Genomic DNA, 18107 nt, shown 5'->3' with positions numbered 1-18107 from the left:
CCGGGATCCTGCTCCAGGCTAACTGCCGGTCTTGACCTTGCTCCATACCCGGGTGCGGATGCGTTCGTACTTGAGTGGCAGCGGCTCCAGGGCGAACAGGGTGTCGAGCACCGCCTGGGGCGGGTACACCGAGGGGTTGTCGCGGATTTTTGCGTCTACCAGCGGCGCGGCATCCTTGTTGGCGTTGGGGTAGCCGAGGTAGTTGGTCGAGGCAGCGATCACCTCGGGGCGCAGCATGTAGTCGATGAAGGCCAGGCCTTGCTGCGGGTTGGGCGCGTCCTTGAGCAGGACCATGCTTTCGAGCCAGAACGGTGCGCCTTCGTGCGGAATGCTGTAGCGGATGTCGCGGCCATTGTTGGCGTTGTTGGCGGCAAGCTTGGCATCGAACACCCCGCCAGACCAGCCGAGCACCACGCACACGTTGCCGTTGGCCAGGTCGGAGATGAACCGCGAGGAGTCGAAGTAGGCGATGTGCGGGCGCACCTTGAGCAGCAGCGCCTCGGCCTTGCGGTAGTCCTCAGGGTTCTTGCTGTTGTAGGGCAGGCCCAGGTAGTGCAGGGCGATGGGGATGATCTCGCCGGGTGCATCGAGCATGGCCACGCCGCAGTCGGCCAGCTTGGCGAGGTTTTCTTCCTTGAAGATCAGGTCCCAGGAGTTGAGCGGTGCATCCTTGCCCAGGCGCGCCTTGACCTTGTCGACGTCATAGCCCAGGCCCGTGGTGCCCCATAAGTAGGGGGCGGCGAAGCGGTTGCCGGGGTCGTTGCCCTGCAGTTTGGCGAGGATCTGCGGGTCCAGGTGCGCCAGGTTGGGCAACTGGCTGCGGTCGAGCTCGGCCAGCACCCCGGCCTTGATCAGGTTGGGCAGCAGGTCGGCGCTGGCAAACACCACGTCATAGCCGCTGCGCCCGGCCATCAGCTTGCTCTGCATGACATCGCTGTTGTCGAACACGTCATACACCGGGGCGATCCCCGAGGCCTGCTGGAACTCCTTGGTGGTGTTCGGCGCGATGTAGTCATACCAGTTATAGATGTGCACGCTGGGCGCGGCGGCCTGGGCGGCGGCCAGGTTTAGCAGCGCGGCCAGGGCCAGGGGCAGGCGACGGATCGACTTCATGAAGGGCACTCCGGATTCTTGTTATAGGGGTAGCGCTCAGGGGATCAGCAGTTCGCGGCGGCCATCGGCGTGTTCAAGGCGCTGGCCAGGCAGGTGCAGGCGTCGGTCGGCCAGGTAGTCGTAGTCGCGGCGAGCCAGTTCGAGTTGCCCAAGGTCCAGTTCGATGAGCTGCCGGCAGGGCTCGCGCCCGGCCTCGAACAGCAGGCGCCCGTGCGGGTCGACCAGGGCGCTGCCACCGGCGAACACCAGGTTGTCATCGCCTGCACCGACGCGGTTGACCATCAGGGCGAAGGCCTGGTTTTCCTGGGCGCGGGCCATGATCGCGGTGCGGTGCACCGGGCCGTAGGGGTCCATGTTGCCGTTGCTGACCACGATCAGCTCGGCGCCCAGTTGCGCCAGGGCGCGGCTGCTTTCCGGCAGCTCGATGTCGTAGCAGATTAGCAGGCCGATACGCAGGCCTTTGAAGGTGGTGGTGGCGTAGCGATCACCGGGGGTGAACAGGCCGCGCTCCGAGGGCCACAGGTGGGTTTTGCGATAGCGCAGGGCGATGCCTTCCGGGGTCAGCAGCAGCGAGGTGTTGTAGAAGCGGCCATCGGCCTTTTCGGCCAGGCCGATCACCGCCGCCACGTCACGTTTGCGCAGCGCCTGCAGCACCGCCTGGACGCTGGGGCCGTCCACCGTTTCGGCAACCTTTGGCAGCTGTTCGGCGCTGGCAAAACCCATCAGCTGGGTTTCCGGGAACACCAGCAGGTCGGTGTCGGCCGCACAACTGGCGATCGCTTCAAGGGTGCGTTGCAGGTTGTAGGCAGTATCGCCGTCGCGGCCGGCGAGTTGTATCAGTTCGATCTTCATCGGGGTTCCTTGCGGGGGGCTGGAACCGAGTATGCGGCGCGACGGCGTGGGCGTTAATTACGTTGATGGAGTAACCCTGAATGGGTAATGGCGCTCAGATCTCGCGTTCGACAAAGGCAAAGTCATCGTCGATCAGTTGCTGCAGGTACTGATCGAAACTGTCGGCGATCACTTCATAACTGTCCGGGTCGTGCAGGTAGCGCACCACCTGGCCGACAGTGCCACCGGCGGCGGGGTTGAAGTCGATGTACAGCTTCGAGCTGCCGCCGTTGTTCATGCAATGGGAGAAACACAGGCGCTGGTTCATGGCCAGGTCGCTGTCGATGCCCGCGCCGACGGTTTCCGGGTATTCCTCCAGGTACTCGCCGTACATGCCGCGAATGCTGTCGGTGTAGCCCCGGGCGTCTTCGAGGATCTGCTCGCTGGCGCTGAGGTAATAGGGGTATTCGAACACGTCCGAACCGAGCACCAGGACGATGACCGTGCCGCCCGGGTAATCACGAAAATGAGTGCCGTCGATCTGCCCGAGCAATCGCAACAGGCTGTCGGGGCACAGCGGGTAGTGGGCGCTGAGTTTTTGCAGGTCTGCGGCCGAAGCGCCGTGGGCGAGGTTCAGTTGTTCAAGCTCTTCGCTTGGCAGCGCCTGGCGCAGGCCGGCGAGGTAGGTGGTGACGAGGGACATGAGGGGCGGTTCCTTCCTGAAAGAGCACAGATGATAGCCAGGCTGACGTAAATTCACCGGGATTGCGAGCGCTGCGCGCTCGATCGCGGGCAAGGCCCGCTCCCACAGGGTCCGCGTCGCTCTCAGGGTTTGTGCAAAACCTGTGGGAGCTGGCTTGCCAGCGATGAGGCCTGTTGGCCAGCTTGAGTGCGGCGCTCTTCCAACGCCTTCTATCATTCGCATAGAATGATAGAAATTCTCATTTACTTTTTCGAGTCATCATGAGCGATTCCAACCCCGTCCTGCGCCAGCAGGTCAGCCACCTGTACCAGGCTCATCACCGCTGGCTGACCGGCTGGCTGCGCCCGCGAGTGGCGTGCCATGACCTGGCCGCCGACCTGATGCAGGACGTGTTTGTCCGCGTGCTCAGCGCCGACGATGCCGTCGACCGCCTGCGCGCCGTACGCGAACCGCGGGGCTACCTGGCGACCATCGCCCGGCGCTTGATGATCGACCATTTTCGCCGTGCGCGGCTCGAACGCGCCTGGCTGCAGGCGCTGGCCGAGCAACCTGAAGCCCTGGATGTTTCCGCTGAAGCGCGGGCGATCCTGCTGGAAACCCTGTGCGAGCTGGATGCCATGCTCGCCGGCCTCGGCGCCCGGGTGCGCAAGGCTTTTCTGCTCTCGCAACTGGACGGCATGACCTACAAGGCCATCGCCGAAACCCTCGGCATCTCGGTGGTCACGGTCAATCGTGACATCGCCAAGGCCCTGCACCATTGCACGCTGTACAGCCTGCAACACGAGGCTGACTGATGGCCACCCTCGATTCGCGCCAGCTCGCCGCCCTTGAGCAGGCCGCCGCCTGGCGTGCGCGCCTCGGTGATGAAAGCACCGGCAGCACCGAACATGCCGCCTGGCACGCCTGGCTGCAGGCCGACGAGCAGCACCGCTGGGCCTGGCAGCAGGTCGAGCGGGTGCAGCAACGCCTGCAGCAAATGCCCACGCGCCTGGCCGGGCGCACCCTGGAACTGGCCGGCCAGCAACCGGCGCTGGGCCGTCGCGGTGTGCTCAAGGGGCTGGTGCTGGCGGCGGGAGCCGGTGCTGTGGGGTGGGGCGGTTACCAGCAGGCGCGCCAGGGCCCCTGGCTCGCTGATTACCACACCCGCACCGGCGAACGCCTGAACCTGACCCTGGACGACGGCAGCCAGGTGCAGCTCAACACCGCCAGCGCCCTGGATGTGCGCTTCGACCCTCAACAGCGCCTGCTGGTGCTGCGCGATGGCGAGGTGCTGATCACCACCGCCAAGGACCCGGCCAACCGGCCCTTCCTGGTACAAACCCGCCACGGCACCGTGCAGGCATTGGGCACGCGCTTTTCGCTGCTGGCCGGCGAGAACACCACACGCCTGGCAGTGTTCGAAAGCCGCGTACAGGTGCTGGCGGGCGAGCAGGGCGGCGGAGCGCTGCTGGAGGCGGGCGAGCAATGCCGCTTCGCCAACCCGGCGCTGGTGCTCAGTTCGCCACTGGAGGGCAACCTGGATGCCTGGAGCAAGGGCCTGCTGATCGCCAACGAGCAGTACCTGGGGGCCTTTATCGCTGACCTGGCGCGCTACCGCCGCGGCTGGTTGCGTTGCGCGCCGCAAGTGGTGGGGCTGCGCATCAGCGGCACCTTCAGGCTCGACGACCAGGCACAGATCTTCCGCGCCCTTGAAAGCACGTTGCCGGTGCGGGTCAGCCAGCGCACGCCGTATTGGGTGACGGTAGAGGCACGCAAATAAAAGTATTTTTCATGCAAATGATATTAATTCGTCTTGTCGTTCGACTTATGGAAGGCAGGCCCACTGCCTGAATGCCAACCAGAAGAGAACGCATCGAATGAGAACCCGCCCGATTCACCACGCCCTGCGCTGTTGCGCGCTGTTGTTGCCCTTGAGCATGGCCCAGGCCGAATCGGCCGCGCGCAGCTACGACCTGGCCCAGGACGATCTTGGCCAGGTGCTGACCCGTTTTGCCGCCCAGGCCGGCGTGGTGCTGTCATTTGACCCGGCGCTGACCCGGGGCCAGCGTAGCGAAGGCCTGCACGGCCAGTACGGGGTCGAGGAAGGCCTGCGCGCCTTGCTCGCCAGCAAGGGCCTGGCACTGATCAAGGAGGCCGACGGGCGCTACAGCCTGGTGCGCGAAGTGAACGAGGCGGGTGCGATCAACCTCAGCGCCACCGAGGTCACCAGCAACCAGCTGGGGACCATCACCGAAGAAAGCCACTCCTACACCCCCGGCACCATTGCCACCGCCACACGCCTGGTATTGACCCCGCGCGAGACGCCGCAGTCGATCACCGTGGTGACCCGCCAGCACATGGATGACTTCGGCCTCAACAACATTGACGATGTGATGCGCCACACCCCGGGCATCACCGTCTCGGCCTATGACACCGAGCGCAACAGCTACTACGCCCGCGGCTTTGCCATCAGCAACTTCCAGTACGACGGCATTCCCTCGACTTCGCGCAACGTCGGTTACTCGGCTGGCAACAGCCTCAGCGACATGGCCATCTACGACCGCGTCGAAGTGCTCAAGGGCGCCACCGGCTTGCTCACCGGCGCAGGCTCGCTGGGCGCGACCATCAACCTTGTGCGCAAGAAACCCACCGCCGAGTTCAAGGGCCATTTTGATCTGGGCGCCGGCAGCTGGGACAACTACCGCAGCGAACTGGACGTCAGCGGCCCGTTGACCGACAGCGCCAACGTGCGTGGCCGGGCGGTGGCGGCCTATCAGGACAAGCACTCGTTCCTCGACCACTACCAGCGCAAGACCAGCGTCTACTACGGCATCCTCGAGTTCGACCTCGACCCCGACACCCTGCTGACCGTCGGCGCCGACTACCAGGACAACAACCCCAAAGGCTCCAGCTGGTCGGGCACCGTGCCGCTATACGATGGCAATGGCGACACCAACAATGTCTCGCACCACTTCAACAACGCAGCGAAATGGAGCAGCTGGGAGCAGTACACCCGCACCGTGTTCGCCAGCCTTGAGCATCACCTGGACAACGGCTGGGTGGCCAAGGCCCAGTTCGATCACAAGATCAACGGCTACCACGCGCCGCTCGGCTCGATCCAGGGCTACCAGCCACGCAAGGACGGCACCGCCGGCATCTATGCGCAGAAGTACACCGGCGAAACCGTGAGCGACTCCCTCGACCTGTACCTGAGCGGGCCGTTCCAGCTGTTCGGTCGCGAGCATGAACTGGTGATCGGCAACTCCTATACCGCCTCGCGCTGGAAGGGCAACGACTACCGCGACGTTACCCATGCCAATAACAACATCCTCGACTTTCCCAACTGGGACGGCGACATCGGCGAACCTGACTGGGGCCCGGTGTCGGCGCGCACCGACGACAAGGTTCGCCAGAACGGCACTTACCTCACCGCGCGCCTGCACCCGATCGACGACCTGACCCTGCTGCTCGGCGGGCGCCTGGTCAACTACAGCTACGACGGCATCGACGCCGACAACAAGGAAAACGACCGCCTGATCCCTTACGTAGGCGCGGTCTATGACCTCAACGACACCTATTCGCTGTACGCCAGCTACACCGACATCTTCATGCCTCAGGACAGCTGGTTCCGCGACCGCACCGACCGCCTGCTGGACCCGGACGAAGGGCAGAACTACGAGGTGGGGATCAAGGGCGAGTTCCTCGATGGCCGGGTCAACGCCAGCCTTGCCTATTTCGAGATCCACCAGAGCAACCGCACCGTCGAGGACAACCAGTACAACGGCGACCCGACCAACCCGGCGGTGGGCTTCGCCTGGATGGGCGTCAAAGCCAAGACCAAGGGCTTCGAAGCTGAAGTCTCGGGTGAGCTGGCGCCGGGCTGGCAATTGCAGGGCGGCTACACCCACAAAGTGATTCGCGATGACGAGGGCCGGAAGGTGTCGACCTGGGAGCCGGAAGACCAGGTCAGCTTCTACACCAGCTACAAACTCAAGGGCGCGCTTGATCGCTTGACGGTCGGCGGCGGTGCGCGCTGGCAGGGCAAGGGCTGGCAGGTACTGCGCAACCGCCCCAAGGGCATCGACGAGGAGTTCGCCCAGGACCCGTTCTGGCTGGTGGACCTGATGGCCCGCTACCAGTTCACCGAGCGTTTTTCGGCCACGGTAAATGCCAATAACCTGTTCGATAAACGTTATTACACCAACATCGGTTTTTATAACTCGATGTCGTACGGTGATCCGCGTAACTTGATGCTGACCACGCGCTGGGATTTCTGATCGGCTAAATAAAAAACGCCCCCTTGATCTATAAAAAAGGGGGCGTTCTGTTATTCCGGCTTACATATGCTTATCGAGCGTCAGGCCCGGCTTCTACGGGCGGCTTCAGGATCAGGTAGGCTTTTAGCGCAAGGGCTGCAAAGCAGAAGGCCATGCCGGCAATGAATTGAAATGTAGTCATAAACTGCCCTCCAAAACAATTAACTGACGATTATAACATCTATAAATAATATAACTAGGCGTGGCGTTCGTGTTGCAACAACCAGCGCTTGCGTTCAATACCGCCGCCATAACCTGTCAGTGCGCCATTGCTGCCCACCAGCCGATGGCAGGGAATGGCCAGGCTCACCGGGTTCAGCGCGTTGGCCAAGCCTACCGCCCGCGCGGCAGCCGGGTTACCCAACTGTGCAGCAATCTGCCCGTAGGTGCGGGTAGTGCCTGGCGGAATTTCCCGTAACGCCGCCCACACCCGTTGCTGGAACGGCGTGCCGCCGGCATCAACTGCCAGCGCATCAAGCGCCTGCAACTGGCCTGAGCAATAAGCCTGCACAGCATCGGCAAGCGCCGTCAGCCCAGCGGTTTCGCGTAATTGCACAGCGGCGCCGAAACGGGTGCGCAGCAACCGCAGCAGGCGTTTTTCTGGCTCATCGAATTCCAGCGCCAACAGCCGTTGGTCATCGCCGATGATCAGCACCTGGCCAATCGGCTCCGGCACGTGCAGGCGGCGCAGCAGCAGTTCGCTCATGGGCAGTCCTCGTTTCAGCCGTGTTCGATCAGCATCACCGCCAGGGTGTCGGCGGCCAGGGCCTCGAACACGTGCGGGGCGTCGGCCGAATAGCTCATGTAGTCACCGGCCTCCAGGGTCACCGCTTGCTCGAGCGGGCCGACCCGGGCGCGGCCGCTGCAGAGGATCACGTGCTCAAGGGTACCCGGTGGATGCGGTTTTGACCGCCGCGGTTCACCCGGCTGCACCCGCAGCCGGTAGATATCGCGCTGCGCCCCGGCCGGGCAGGCGGCGAGCAGGGTGGCGGCGTAGTGGGCCTGCTCGCTATGGCTGGCGGCGCCTTCAGCGGCGCGAATCACCTGCACGTGCTGGCGCGGCTGGCCCATCAGCCGGCTGACCGGCACCTGCAACGCAGTGGCCAGGGCCCAGAGGGTTTCCAGGCTGGGGTTGCCGACCCCGGACTCCAGTTGCGACAGGGTCGACTTGGCCAGGCCCGCGCGCTTGCCCAGCTCGGTCACCGACAGGCCCAGGCGCTCGCGCTCGCGGCGGATGGCGCTGGCCAGCAGCAGGATAGGGGAATGGGCTTCGATCATATGTTCTTTATACCGGTCATTTGTTCGTCTTGACGAACGCTACTCATCTGTTCAGCATAGCGGACCTTTGTTCGATATGACAGGAGTCGATACAGCATGCACCTGAAAACACGTGGCACCCTGGAGATGACCGCGGCCATGGTGATCTCCGGCACGGTGGGCTGGTTCGTGCTGGCCGCAGACCAGCCGGCAGCGGCTGTGGTGTTCTGGCGTTGCCTGTTTGGCGCGCTGGCGTTGCTGCTGGCCTGTGCCGGCCTGGGCTTGCTCCGGCGCAGGGTGATTAGCGGCCGCCAGGCGCTGGCGGCGGTGTTGGGCGGGGTCGCGCTGGTGCTGAACTGGGTGTTGCTGTTCAGTGCCTATACCCATGCTTCGATTGCCGTTACCACCGTGGTTTATCACACCCAGCCGTTCATGCTGGTGGGTTTGGGCATGCTGCTGTTCGCCGAGAAGATGACCGTCAACAAGGCCGGCTGGTTGCTGGCGGCGTTCGCCGGGATGCTGCTGATCGTCATGGCCGGATCGAGCGTTGACAGCGTTGCCGGAGACTACCGCCTGGGCGTGCTGATGGCCCTGGGCGCGGCGTTTTTCTATGCCGTCGCTGCCGCTATCACCAAGCGTTTGCAGGGGGTGGCGCCGCACCTGATCGTGTTGATCCAGATGCTGGTCGGGGTGCTGCTGTTGGCGCCGTTTGCGCAGCTGCCGGGGTTGGCCCTGGCGCCTGCTACCTGGGCACTGCTGGCCACGATCGGCATCGTCCACACCGGCTTGATGTCGACCCTGCTGTACAGCGCCATCCAGAAAATCCCCACCAGCCTGGTCGGCGCCTTGTCGTTCATCTATCCGGTGGTGGCGATCCTGGTCGACTGGCTGGCTCTGGGACATCCGCTGAGTGCGCTGCAACTGGCCGGTTCCGGCTTGATATTGCTGGCGGCGGCGGGGATGACCTTTGGCTGGATGCTGCGGATCACGACCGCTGCGCGGCCGATCGCTGGCAAGGCCAGCTCCCACGGGGATCGCTGAGCACCTCAGGATTATCCATCAGAACCAGCGGTCATTCTTTTTGCGCCCACGGCTCAAGGCCGGCAAGATCAAGCCCGCCAGCAAACCGGCACCGGCGATGCCGCCGCCGTACACCATGTAGCGCATCAACACCTGTTTGTTCTCGTCACCCAGGCGCGCCTGGGTGCTGCGCAGTTCCGACTGGGCGTCGCTCAGCTCGGCATTGAGCGCCTTGCTGCGTGCTTGCAGTTCGTCGATCAGCGCCTTGCGCGAGTCGAGGGTCTCTTGCATGCCTTGCACGCGGGTCTTCCAGCTGTCGTCGATGGTCTTGAGCTGTTCGCTGAGCTGGGTCACCTGCTCGGTCAGTTGCGGCAGGCGCTCGGCCTGGCCGGGCACGGCCTGCAGGTCGCTGCTGGTGATCCACACGGTGTCGCCGGATTCGCCGCGCACCTGGCTGTAGTTGCCCTGGGTGGTCAGTAGTGTGACCTTTTGCCCGGACTTGAGGTTGCCGACAATGCGGTGGCCGTCGGTAGGGCCGCTACGCACGTAGGTGCTCAAGCTGTCGCTGACCCAGCGCTCGCTGCTGGGCGCGGCCTCTTCGGCATGCAGCGGGTTGGCCAAAACCAGCAGGGCGCCTATCAGGCTGCCGGTCAGCAGGCGGCGCGCGCCCGGGTTGCAGGAGGAAAACAGCGCGGGCGCCGCAGAAACGGGACGAGAGATAGGCATGATGGTCTTCGCGTGAAATAAACAATAAAAGCCCGATGACTGGGCCGGTGAACAGTCGGCGTGCGCGCAGGCCGCCTGCTGAAAGACCATATTTCTGCGGGCAGGTTCACTGAAGGGGGTAGGAAAATAGCAGCAAATGTTGCGGGCACAGGCTGTGCCCGCAAGCGGGGGCGGGGCTTGAATCAGCTCACGACCCGGTAGCAGGGCACGTATTCGGCACCGCCCGGCAGTTTCATCCGGTGCTGGTCGACGAACGCCTGCAGCAGGTGGCCGAGGGGTTCGAGCACGGCGCTGTCACCTTTGATTTCGTACGGGCCTTTCTCTTCGATCAGGCGGATGCCCTTGTCCTTGACGTTGCCGGCGACAATCCCGGAAAACGCCCGGCGCAGGTTGGCGGCCAGTTCGTGAGGCGGTAGCGCGCGGCTGAGCTTGAGCCCGGCCATGTTCTCGTGGGTCGGGTCGAAGGGGCGCTGGAAGCCTTCTTCAATCTTCAGCAGCCAGTTGAAGTGGAAGGCGTCGTTGCGCTCGCGGCGAAACTGCTTGACCTCCTTGAGCCCGTCGACCATCTGCCGGGCCACTTCGGCCGGGTCGTCGATGATGATCTGGTAGTGCGCCTGCGCCTCGTCGCCCAGGGTCGCGCGCACGAAGGCATGCAGTTGCTGCAGGTACGGCGCGGCGCTCTTGGGCCCGGTGAGGATGACCGGGAACGGCAGGCCGCGGTTGTCCGGGTGCATGAGAATGCCGAGCAGGTACAGGAACTCTTCGGCGGTACCGGCGCCGCCAGGGAAGATGATGATGCCGTGGCCGACGCGGACGAAGGCTTCAAGACGCTTTTCGATGTCCGGCAGGATCACCAGTTCGTTGACGATCGGGTTCGGCGCTTCGGCGGCGATGATGCCAGGCTCGGTCAGGCCCAGGTAACGGCTGCCGCTCATGCGCTGCTTGGCGTGGGCGATGGTCGCGCCCTTCATCGGGCCTTTCATCACGCCCGGGCCGCAGCCGGTGCAGACGTCCAGCTTGCGCAGGCCGAGCTCGTGGCCGACCTTCTTGGTGTACTGGTATTCCTCGGTGCTGATCGAGTGACCGCCCCAGCACACGACCATTTTCGGCTCCACGCCAGGGCGCAGGGTGCGGGCGTTGCGCAGCAGGTGGAAGACGTAGTCGGTGATGCCCTGGGAGCTTTCCAGGTCGATGCGCTGGCTGGCCAGTTCGCTTTCGGTGTAGACGATGTCGCGCAGGGCGCTGAAGAGCATTTCACGGGTGCTGGCGATCATTTCGCCGTCGACGAAGGCATCGGCCGGGGCGTTCAGCAGTTCCAGGCGCACGCCGCGGTCTTGCTGGTGAATGCGTACCTCGAAGTCCTTGTAGGCTTCGAGGATGGTCTTGGCGTTGTCGACGTGCGCGCCGGTGTTGAGGATTGCCAGCGCGCACTGGCGGAACAGGGTGTACAGGCTGCCGGAACCGGCTTCACTCAGTTGCTGTACTTCACGTTGAGACAGTGTTTCCAGGCTGCCTTTTGGGCTGACAGATGCATTGATAACTTCACGTTGGGGCATTCTGGGTTTCCTGTGAGCGGGTAAACGTCCATCTTCAGAACACCACCATACCGACAAATTGTCGCAGCAACGAGTGCCTTTCGCTGTCAGGCCTTCCAGCCGACCGCCTGCAGGGCCTCAAGCAAACGCTCGGGGCGCAGCGCCAGGACCTTGCTGCCATGGGCCTCGAGGTCGGTGGCAGCCAGCAGGGCATTGACGATGGCTTCCTCGACGGCGTCCGCCGCTGCGCTGAACAACGCCGAGATATGGTCGTTGTTGACCATCTCAACTGTGCTGGTCGGCGCGCCGGGGTGGCCGAAGTTGGCTGCCGGCAGGCTGTTGCCGGTAGAGAAGGCGATGAAGATGTCGCCACTGGAGTCCTCGGTGCCGCCGCCGACCCGGGCCAGGCCGACGCTGGCCCGTTGCGCCAGGCGCGTGCATTGGTGCGGCAGCAGCGGGGCGTCGGTGGCCAGGGTGATGACAATCGAGCCCATGCCCGGCTCGCCGACATTGCGCGGCGCGCTGAACGGCGAATGCACCTCGCCCAGCACCTGGCCGACCGGGTAGCCGGCCACCCGCAGGGCGCCGCGTACGCCATAGTTGGCCTGCACCAGGACGCCGACGGTCCAGCCGCCGGCCGCGCGGTCCAGGACCCGCGACGAGGTACCGATACCGCCCTTGAACTCGTGGCAGATCATCCCGGTACCGCCGCCGACGCACCCTTCGGCCACCGGCCCCGATTGCGCCGCGGCCAGTGCGGCGTGGACATGCTCGGCCGTTACGTGCTGGCCCCAGATGTCATTGAGCACGCCGTCGTAGGTTTCCAGTACCGTCGGCATGCACCAGTAGGTGCGGGCCTTGGCCATCTCGCGCTCGGCCGCCACCAGCGCATCGCGGACCACGCCGACGCTGTGGGTGTTGGTGTAGGCAATCGGCGTGGTCAGCAGGCCGGCTTCGCGAATCCACTCAAGGCCGGTGGCATCGCCGTTGCCGTTGAGCACGTGCACACCGGCAAAACACGGCTGCAGGCTGGCGGCCTGGGCCCGTGGTTCGATCACCGTGACGCCGGTATTGACCGCGTGGTCGCCGCTGCCGCGCTGCACGGTGTGATGGCCGACACGCACGCCCGGCACGTCGGTAATGGCGTTGAACGCGCCAGGGGTGCCGACGCCGATACGAATGCCCAGATCACGTACACGCATTGATTCACAGCTCCTGTTGGAAGGTTCGAGGGGCGCGCAAGGGCCGTTGTTCGCAGCGCATGACAAGTGCTTGAGCAACGGCAATACTGCGTGCCGGTGTGCAGAGTCTAGGAGCCCGACCTGCCGCTGGCGATTCCCCCCAATCGTTACCCCCTAGGAGTTACCGGTGAACCTGCTATTCGAAGCCGCTGCCCACCACCATGGCCTGGCCCGGGTCATCGACCAGTTGGGCAAGCCGGGGTTCTGGCATCAGCTGATCGTGCTGCTCGATCAACTGCTGCCGTGCGACACCGCCCTGGCCTTGCTGGTGGAGCGCGAGGGCGCGCCGCAGGTGCTGGAGGAATTCGACCGCGGCTTTCGCGATGCGCCGGCGGCAGCGCCCCTGTACCTGGGCGGTCTGTACCTGCTCGACCCGTTCATCCAGGCCATGCGCGACGGCCTTGCCGATGGCGTGTACCGCATGGAAGAGGTCGCCCCGGACGAGTTTCGCAAGAGCGACTACTTCAACAACTACTTTCGTGCCCTGGTCGGCGAGGACGAGCTGCAACTGATCCTCAACCTCGATGCGGGCAAGGTCCTGGCCATCTCGTTGGGCGCCAACCAGCGTTACAACACCGCGGCCATAGGCCAGCTGAGCCTGCTGGCGCCGTGGCTGCTGGCCTTGATGCGCCAGCACTGGCACCAGCAGCATCCCCGGCAGGTTGCCGAGCATTCGACCCCGGTCGAGCGGGCGCTGGAGCATTTTGGCAGCGACACGCTGTCGGCGCGTGAGCTGGAAACCGCCCGCCTGGTGCTGCGCGGCAACTCCAGCAAGGCCATCGCCAAGCGCCTGGACATCTCCCAGGAGACGGTCAAGGTGCACCGGCGCAACCTCTACAGCAAGCTTGGGGTCTCGTCCCAATCGGAGCTGTTCAGCCTGTTTTTGCAACACCTGGGACAACATGACCATCAGGAGTGAATGATGCTACGGATACTCGGCAAGGCTTCATCGATCAACGTGCGCAAGGTGCTGTGGACCTGCGCCGAATTGCAGCTGCCGTTCGAGCGCGAGGACTGGGGCTCGGGCTTTCGCTCGACCGAGGATGAGGCGTTCCTGGCGCTGAACCCCAACGCCATGGTGCCGGTGATTGTCGACGGCGATTTTGTCTTGTGGGAGTCCAACAGCATCATCCGCTACCTCGCCGCCCAGTATGGCGGCCAGGCGTTGTACCCGGCCGAACCGAAGGCGCGGGCGCGGGTTGATCAATGGCTGGATTGGCAGGCCACCGACCTCAACGGTTCGTGGAGCTACGCCTTTGTCTCGTTGGTGCGCAAGGCACCGACCCACCAGGACCCGCAAGCGCTGGCGGCGGGTTGCCGCAACTGGGCGAAGCACATGACCATCCTCGAACGTCAGCTGGAACGTACCGGGGCCTATGTCAGTGGCCAGGACTTTGCCCTGGCGGACATCGCCATCGGCCTGTCGGTCAACCGCTGGCTGCAGACCCCCATGGAGCGCCCGGCGTTGCCGGCGGTCGAGGCTTACTATGAGCGCCTGAACGAGCGTGAAGGCTATCGCTTGCATGGGCGCAACGGGTTGCCGTGAGGCCAACTTTAAGCACTGCGTAGGACCTGTGGGAGCCGGACTTGCCGGCGATCGAGCGCGCAGCGGTCGCAATTCAGGCAACACTGTGTGTGCTGGCTGCACCGGCTTCATCGCTGGCAAGCCAGCTCCCACAGGTCCGGCGTACACAAATCCACTGTGGAGCGGCGGGGCGACGCCTCGACTTGCCCCGCGATTCTACTTGGCCAGAGCCGTGAGGATCTGATGCGCCACCTTCACCCGCTCGGCAATCGGGTAGTTCTTGTTCGCCAGCAACACAATGGCGATGCGTTTTGACGGCACGAACGCCACGTAGGCACCAAAACCATCGGTCGAGCCGGTCTTGTTCAAGAAGGTGTCGGCTGGCAGCGGCCGCGCCGGTTTCAGCCAGCTCACAGGTTGCGGCTCCAGCACCATCGACGGCGCATTGCCGGCCTGCAACTGCTCAAGGCTGACCGGGTAGGCATACTGCTCCCAACCCAGGCCCTGGGTCATGGCACCGACCTGGTAATAGCCGGCCTGGGTGGTGGCGATGGCCCGTTGCAGCGGTTTGCTCAGGCTGTGCGGCTGCATGTTCAGGTCCAGGTAGTGGAGCAGGTCCACGGCAGTCACTTTCAATCCATAGGCCTCGCCATCCAGCGGCCCGGGGCCGACGCGCACCGCTTGGTCCTGCTTGTTGTATCCCTGGGCATAGTTGCCCATCTGCGCGCCAGGCACTTGCAGGTAGCTGTGCTGCAGGCCCAGTTGCGGCAGCAGCTGTTGTTCCATCAACTGGGCGAACGGCGTTCCCAGGCTTTTCGCCGTGAGGTAGCCGAACAGGCCCAGGCTGGGGTTGGAATACAAGCGCTGAGTGCCCGGCGCGTAGTCGGCTTTCCAGTGGCCGTAGTAGCCGGCCAGGTCGGCTTCGCCCTTGACCGCGTCAGGGAACTGCAAGGGCAGGCCGCCCGCGCTGTAGGTACCAAGGTTGAGCAGGGTGATGCCATCGAACGCGGTGCCTTTGAGTGCGGGCCAGTGCTTGCTGGCCGTATCGCCAAGGCTCAGCTTGCCACTGGCCTGGGCAAAGCCTGCAAGGGTGGCGGTGAAGGTTTTGCTCACCGAGCCGATCTCGAACAGGGTGTCGGCATTGACTGGCTGGCCGCTCTGTTTCGAGGCCACTCCGTAGTTAAAGTAGTGCTGCTGGCCATCGACGCTGATAGCCACGGCCATGCCGGGGATTGCCTGTTGCTGCATCAGCGGGCGCACGGCGGCGCTTACCGTTGACTCCAGCGGCGTCTGCGCAAGGCTTTGCCCGGCAACCAGGCAAAGGGTAAAGGCAGCCAGAATCCCTGGCTTGAGGTTGGTTTTTTGGTGCATGATCGGCAACCTTTCCTTAAGTGGACTGTTGTGAGCCTGGCTGCAGCAGGGAGCGCCAATCTAGGCGCTTTGCCCAGGTTGCACAAACGATGATATTTCGCAGCAGCCATTAGAAAAATTTGGGAGTCTGCATGATCCGACCACACCTGCCCCTGAATGCCCTGCGTGCCTTCGAGGCCTCGGCCCGGCATTTGAGCTTTACCCGCGCGGCCATCGAGCTGTGCGTGACCCAGGCGGCGGTCAGCCATCAGGTCAAGAGCCTCGAGGCCCAGCTCAAGGTCACCCTGTTCAAGCGCCTGCCGCGCGGGCTGATGCTCACCCGTGAAGGCGAAACCTTGCTGCCGGTGCTGCGCGAATGCTTCGACCGCATCGCCCAGACCCTCGACTGCTTCGACGGCGGCCACTACCGCGAAGTACTCACCGTCGGCGCGGTGGGCACCTTTGCGCTCGGCTGGCTGCTGCCACGCCTGCCCGAGTTCCAGGCCCTGCACCCGTTTATCGATTTGCGCCTGTCGACCAACAACAACCGCGTCGATATCGCCGCCGAAGGCCTGGACTACGCCATCCGCTTTGGCAGCGGCGCCTGGCATGGCATCGATGCCCAGCCGTTGCTGGAGGCGCCGCTGTCGGTGTTGTGCGTGCCGTCGATTGCCGTGCAGTTGCACAGCCCGGCCGACCTGCTGCAACACACCCTGCTGCGTTCCTACCGCAGCGATGAGTGGTCCGAATGGTTCCAGGCCGCTGGCCTGCCGGGCGCGGTACAGCCGTCGCGGACCATGGTCTTCGATTCGTCGCTGGGGATGATGGACGCCGCCCTGCAAGGCGCCGGTGTGGCCCTGGCGCCACCGCTTATGTTCGAACGCCTGCTGGCCAGCGATGCCATTCGCCAGCCATTTGCCCTGGGCATCAGTACCGGCAGCTACTGGCTGACGCGCCTGCAGTCCAAGGCCGAAAGCCCGGCGATGGCGGCGTTCAAAGCCTGGCTGTTGAAGGCAGCTACAGGCTGAAACGCGAAGGCCGGCAGCCTTGCAGCTCGGGCGCCAGTCGGCTGTCGATCAGCTCTTGCGCCACCAGCCGGCCGACCACGGCCGCCAGGGTCACGCCCGAATGCATCACCGCCAGGTACAGGCCGCTGACAGTTGGCAAGGCACCGATAATGGGGATGCGATCATCCGGCATGGGTCGCAAGCCAACCTCGGTACTGATTAGCTCAAGGCCCTGGCCGCCGTGCAAACTGTTGCGGATGGTATTGCGCGCCCGCTGGGCAATGCCCTCGGGACCGTCTTCGCCGTCGGCGTCGAGGTAGTCTTCGGCGGCCAGGATCAGCTCCGGCGTCGGTTGGCGGATTTCCAGTTCGCTGCTGGCGATCAGGGTGTGCACCAGCCGCCGTTGCGCCCGCAGGCGGATCAGGATCGACGGCGACGGATGCAGTGGCAAGCTGACGCCCAAGGGCTGCAGCAAGGCCTTGCACGCGGTGCCTGCCGCTACGACCAGGCGCTCGCAACTGATCCGTCCCTCTGCGCTGACAAGCGCGGCGACGGCGCCGTCCCGGCATTCAATCGCCAGCACCTGTGTGTCGCTCAGCACCCTGGCGCCGTTGGCCTGGGCGCGTTCCAGCAGCAAACGGGTCATCGCCAGCGGGTCGATTGAGCCTTCCTGCGGTGCAAACAGCGCCTGTTGCAGTGGCGCTTTGAACTGCGGCTCAAGCTTTCGCACGCGAGCCGGGTCGATCGGCTCGACGCCAGCGGCGGGCGAGGGCGCTGGACTGAACGACAGTGCGCCGCTCCAGTTGATCGGCGCCGTGCCCAGCTCATCTTGCAGGCGGTGATACTCGCCAATCGCCAGAGTGCGCAAGGCGGCGAATTCGCCAGGCTGCGGCGCCGTGGTGTTGATCCAGCCAAAGGCTCGCGAGGTGACCCCCAGGCCCGGCTGGCCCTTGTCGATCACTGTCACCTGGGTGTGCTTGCTCAGGTGGTAGGCAATCGAGGCGCCGACGATTCCGGCGCCGATGACCACCACGTGCGGGCGCTCGGCCTCGGCTGTCATTGGCGATTCTCCGGCCAGGTGGCGGTCGGGAAGTAGCTTTCCATGCCCGGCTCCTTGTGCTCGACGCCGTCGCGTTGCCAGTAGCAGGTCAGGCGCGCGTAGTTGTCCAGGTCGCCGTGGATCAGGCAGGTCGAACGGTGACCGGGCCAAGTGAAACGCAGCACCTTGGCCTTGGCAATGGCCGCGACCTCGACCTGGCCGATGGCGGTGCGGGTCTTGCCGTCAATGGTCGTTGCCAGCTGCAGTTGCCCGCCTGCATAGCGCAGCGTGGCCCGGCCCGAATACGTGACGCCGTTGTCCGGCGCTTTGCCGATCAGTGCATAAGGCCCGACCACGAAGCCGTACAGCGGGTCCGGATAGTCCTCGTCATCGGCTACGCAAACCGTGCCGACCAGCAACAGACTCAGCAGCAACAGCCTCATGGCGGACACGGGGCAATCCTTT

Annotated in this window: 18 protein-coding genes; 7 read left to right on the top strand and 11 right to left on the bottom strand. The window is 64.4% G+C overall.

Annotated features, from left to right (window positions below; translation table 11 throughout):
• Positions 1–18 precede the first annotated feature (18 nt).
• The 3 genes from UB48_RS03575 to UB48_RS03565 all read right to left on the bottom strand — a co-directional run bounded on the left by UB48_RS03575 (position 19) and on the right by UB48_RS03565 (position 2647).
• Positions 19–1113 (bottom strand): polyamine ABC transporter substrate-binding protein, encoded by a 1095-nt coding sequence (locus UB48_RS03575; RefSeq protein ID WP_045194116.1) that lies wholly within the window; start codon positions 1111–1113, stop codon positions 19–21.
• Positions 1114–1149: 36 nt separating this feature from the next.
• Positions 1150–1965 carry a carbon-nitrogen hydrolase family protein gene (locus UB48_RS03570; RefSeq protein ID WP_045194115.1) on the bottom strand — a complete coding sequence of 272 codons (816 nt, stop codon included), beginning with the start codon at positions 1963–1965 and terminating at the stop codon, positions 1150–1152.
• A gap of 94 nt (positions 1966–2059) precedes the next feature.
• The gene (locus UB48_RS03565) at positions 2060–2647 is read right to left on the bottom strand and encodes an SMI1/KNR4 family protein (RefSeq protein WP_045194114.1); all 588 of its coding nucleotides are present in this window, start codon (positions 2645–2647) and stop codon (positions 2060–2062) included.
• Between the two features lie 260 nt (positions 2648–2907).
• Here UB48_RS03565 and UB48_RS03560 point away from each other — a divergent pair, with 260 nt between their 5' ends.
• The 3 genes from UB48_RS03560 (at position 2908) to UB48_RS03550 (ending at position 6903) form a co-directional block, all read left to right on the top strand.
• Positions 2908–3441, top strand: a complete 534-nt coding sequence (locus UB48_RS03560) for a sigma-70 family RNA polymerase sigma factor (RefSeq protein ID WP_045194113.1) — start codon at positions 2908–2910, stop codon at positions 3439–3441.
• On the top strand, positions 3441–4406 hold the full coding sequence (locus UB48_RS03555) for a FecR domain-containing protein (RefSeq protein ID WP_045194112.1): 966 nt from the start codon (positions 3441–3443) through the stop codon (positions 4404–4406). The genes UB48_RS03560 and UB48_RS03555 overlap by 1 nt, the downstream gene beginning before the upstream one ends.
• Before the next feature lie 157 nt (positions 4407–4563).
• Positions 4564–6903, top strand: a complete 2340-nt coding sequence (locus tag UB48_RS03550) for a TonB-dependent siderophore receptor (protein ID WP_275559265.1) — start codon at positions 4564–4566, stop codon at positions 6901–6903.
• Positions 6904–7138: 235 nt separating this feature from the next.
• On the opposite strand, the gene UB48_RS03545 is transcribed toward UB48_RS03550, so the two are convergent.
• Positions 7139–7648 (bottom strand): methylated-DNA--[protein]-cysteine S-methyltransferase, encoded by a 510-nt coding sequence (locus UB48_RS03545; RefSeq protein WP_052676465.1) that lies wholly within the window; start codon positions 7646–7648, stop codon positions 7139–7141.
• Between the two features lie 14 nt (positions 7649–7662).
• Entirely contained in the window at positions 7663–8220 is a 558-nt protein-coding gene (locus UB48_RS03540; protein WP_045194110.1) for a helix-turn-helix domain-containing protein, read from the bottom strand.
• Between the two features lie 96 nt (positions 8221–8316).
• On the opposite strand from UB48_RS03540, the gene UB48_RS03535 reads away from it, so the two are divergent.
• Complete coding sequence (locus tag UB48_RS03535) at positions 8317–9240, top strand: DMT family transporter (RefSeq protein ID WP_045194109.1); 924 nt, start codon at positions 8317–8319, stop codon at positions 9238–9240.
• 18 nt (positions 9241–9258) lie between these two features.
• On the opposite strand, the gene UB48_RS03530 is transcribed toward UB48_RS03535, so the two are convergent.
• From UB48_RS03530 to UB48_RS03520, 3 genes are all read right to left on the bottom strand, one after another.
• Entirely contained in the window at positions 9259–9945 is a 687-nt protein-coding gene (locus UB48_RS03530) for a TIGR04211 family SH3 domain-containing protein (RefSeq protein ID WP_045195640.1), read from the bottom strand.
• A gap of 182 nt (positions 9946–10127) precedes the next feature.
• The gene (gene ppnN, locus UB48_RS03525; protein ID WP_045194108.1) at positions 10128–11501 is read right to left on the bottom strand and encodes a nucleotide 5'-monophosphate nucleosidase PpnN; all 1374 of its coding nucleotides are present in this window, start codon (positions 11499–11501) and stop codon (positions 10128–10130) included.
• An 86-nt stretch (positions 11502–11587) separates the two neighbouring features.
• Positions 11588–12682 carry a P1 family peptidase gene (locus UB48_RS03520; RefSeq protein ID WP_045194107.1) on the bottom strand — a complete coding sequence of 365 codons (1095 nt, stop codon included), beginning with the start codon at positions 12680–12682 and terminating at the stop codon, positions 11588–11590.
• 166 nt (positions 12683–12848) lie between these two features.
• Here UB48_RS03520 and UB48_RS03515 point away from each other — a divergent pair, with 166 nt between their 5' ends.
• Positions 12849–13640, top strand: coding sequence for a helix-turn-helix transcriptional regulator (locus tag UB48_RS03515; protein ID WP_045194106.1), 792 nt, complete (start codon positions 12849–12851; stop codon positions 13638–13640).
• A 3-nt stretch (positions 13641–13643) separates the two neighbouring features.
• Positions 13644–14267, top strand: coding sequence for a glutathione S-transferase family protein (locus UB48_RS03510; protein ID WP_045194105.1), 624 nt, complete (start codon positions 13644–13646; stop codon positions 14265–14267).
• Positions 14268–14462: 195 nt separating this feature from the next.
• On the opposite strand, the gene ampC is transcribed toward UB48_RS03510, so the two are convergent.
• Complete coding sequence (gene ampC / locus UB48_RS03505; RefSeq protein ID WP_045194104.1) at positions 14463–15617, bottom strand: class C beta-lactamase; 1155 nt, start codon at positions 15615–15617, stop codon at positions 14463–14465.
• Between the two features lie 131 nt (positions 15618–15748).
• Here ampC and UB48_RS03500 point away from each other — a divergent pair, with 131 nt between their 5' ends.
• Positions 15749–16624: a LysR family transcriptional regulator gene (locus tag UB48_RS03500; protein ID WP_045194103.1), complete on the top strand. Its 876-nt coding sequence runs from the start codon at positions 15749–15751 to the stop codon at positions 16622–16624.
• Here UB48_RS03500 and UB48_RS03495 read toward each other — a convergent pair.
• Positions 16614–17663, bottom strand: a complete 1050-nt coding sequence (locus UB48_RS03495; protein WP_045194102.1) for an FAD-binding oxidoreductase — start codon at positions 17661–17663, stop codon at positions 16614–16616. The genes UB48_RS03500 and UB48_RS03495 overlap by 11 nt on opposite strands.
• Positions 17660–18085, bottom strand: coding sequence for a hypothetical protein (locus UB48_RS03490; RefSeq protein ID WP_052676464.1), 426 nt, complete (start codon positions 18083–18085; stop codon positions 17660–17662). Before UB48_RS03490 ends, UB48_RS03495 begins: the two co-directional genes overlap by 4 nt.
• Between the last annotated feature and the right edge of the window lie 22 nt (positions 18086–18107).

Origin of the sequence: Pseudomonas sp. 2(2015) (assembly GCF_000955865.1) — a bacterium.
Classification (GTDB): domain Bacteria; phylum Pseudomonadota; class Gammaproteobacteria; order Pseudomonadales; family Pseudomonadaceae; genus Aquipseudomonas.
Note: the sequence above shows the minus strand (reverse complement) of the source record. Positions and strands in the feature narration are given on the sequence as shown.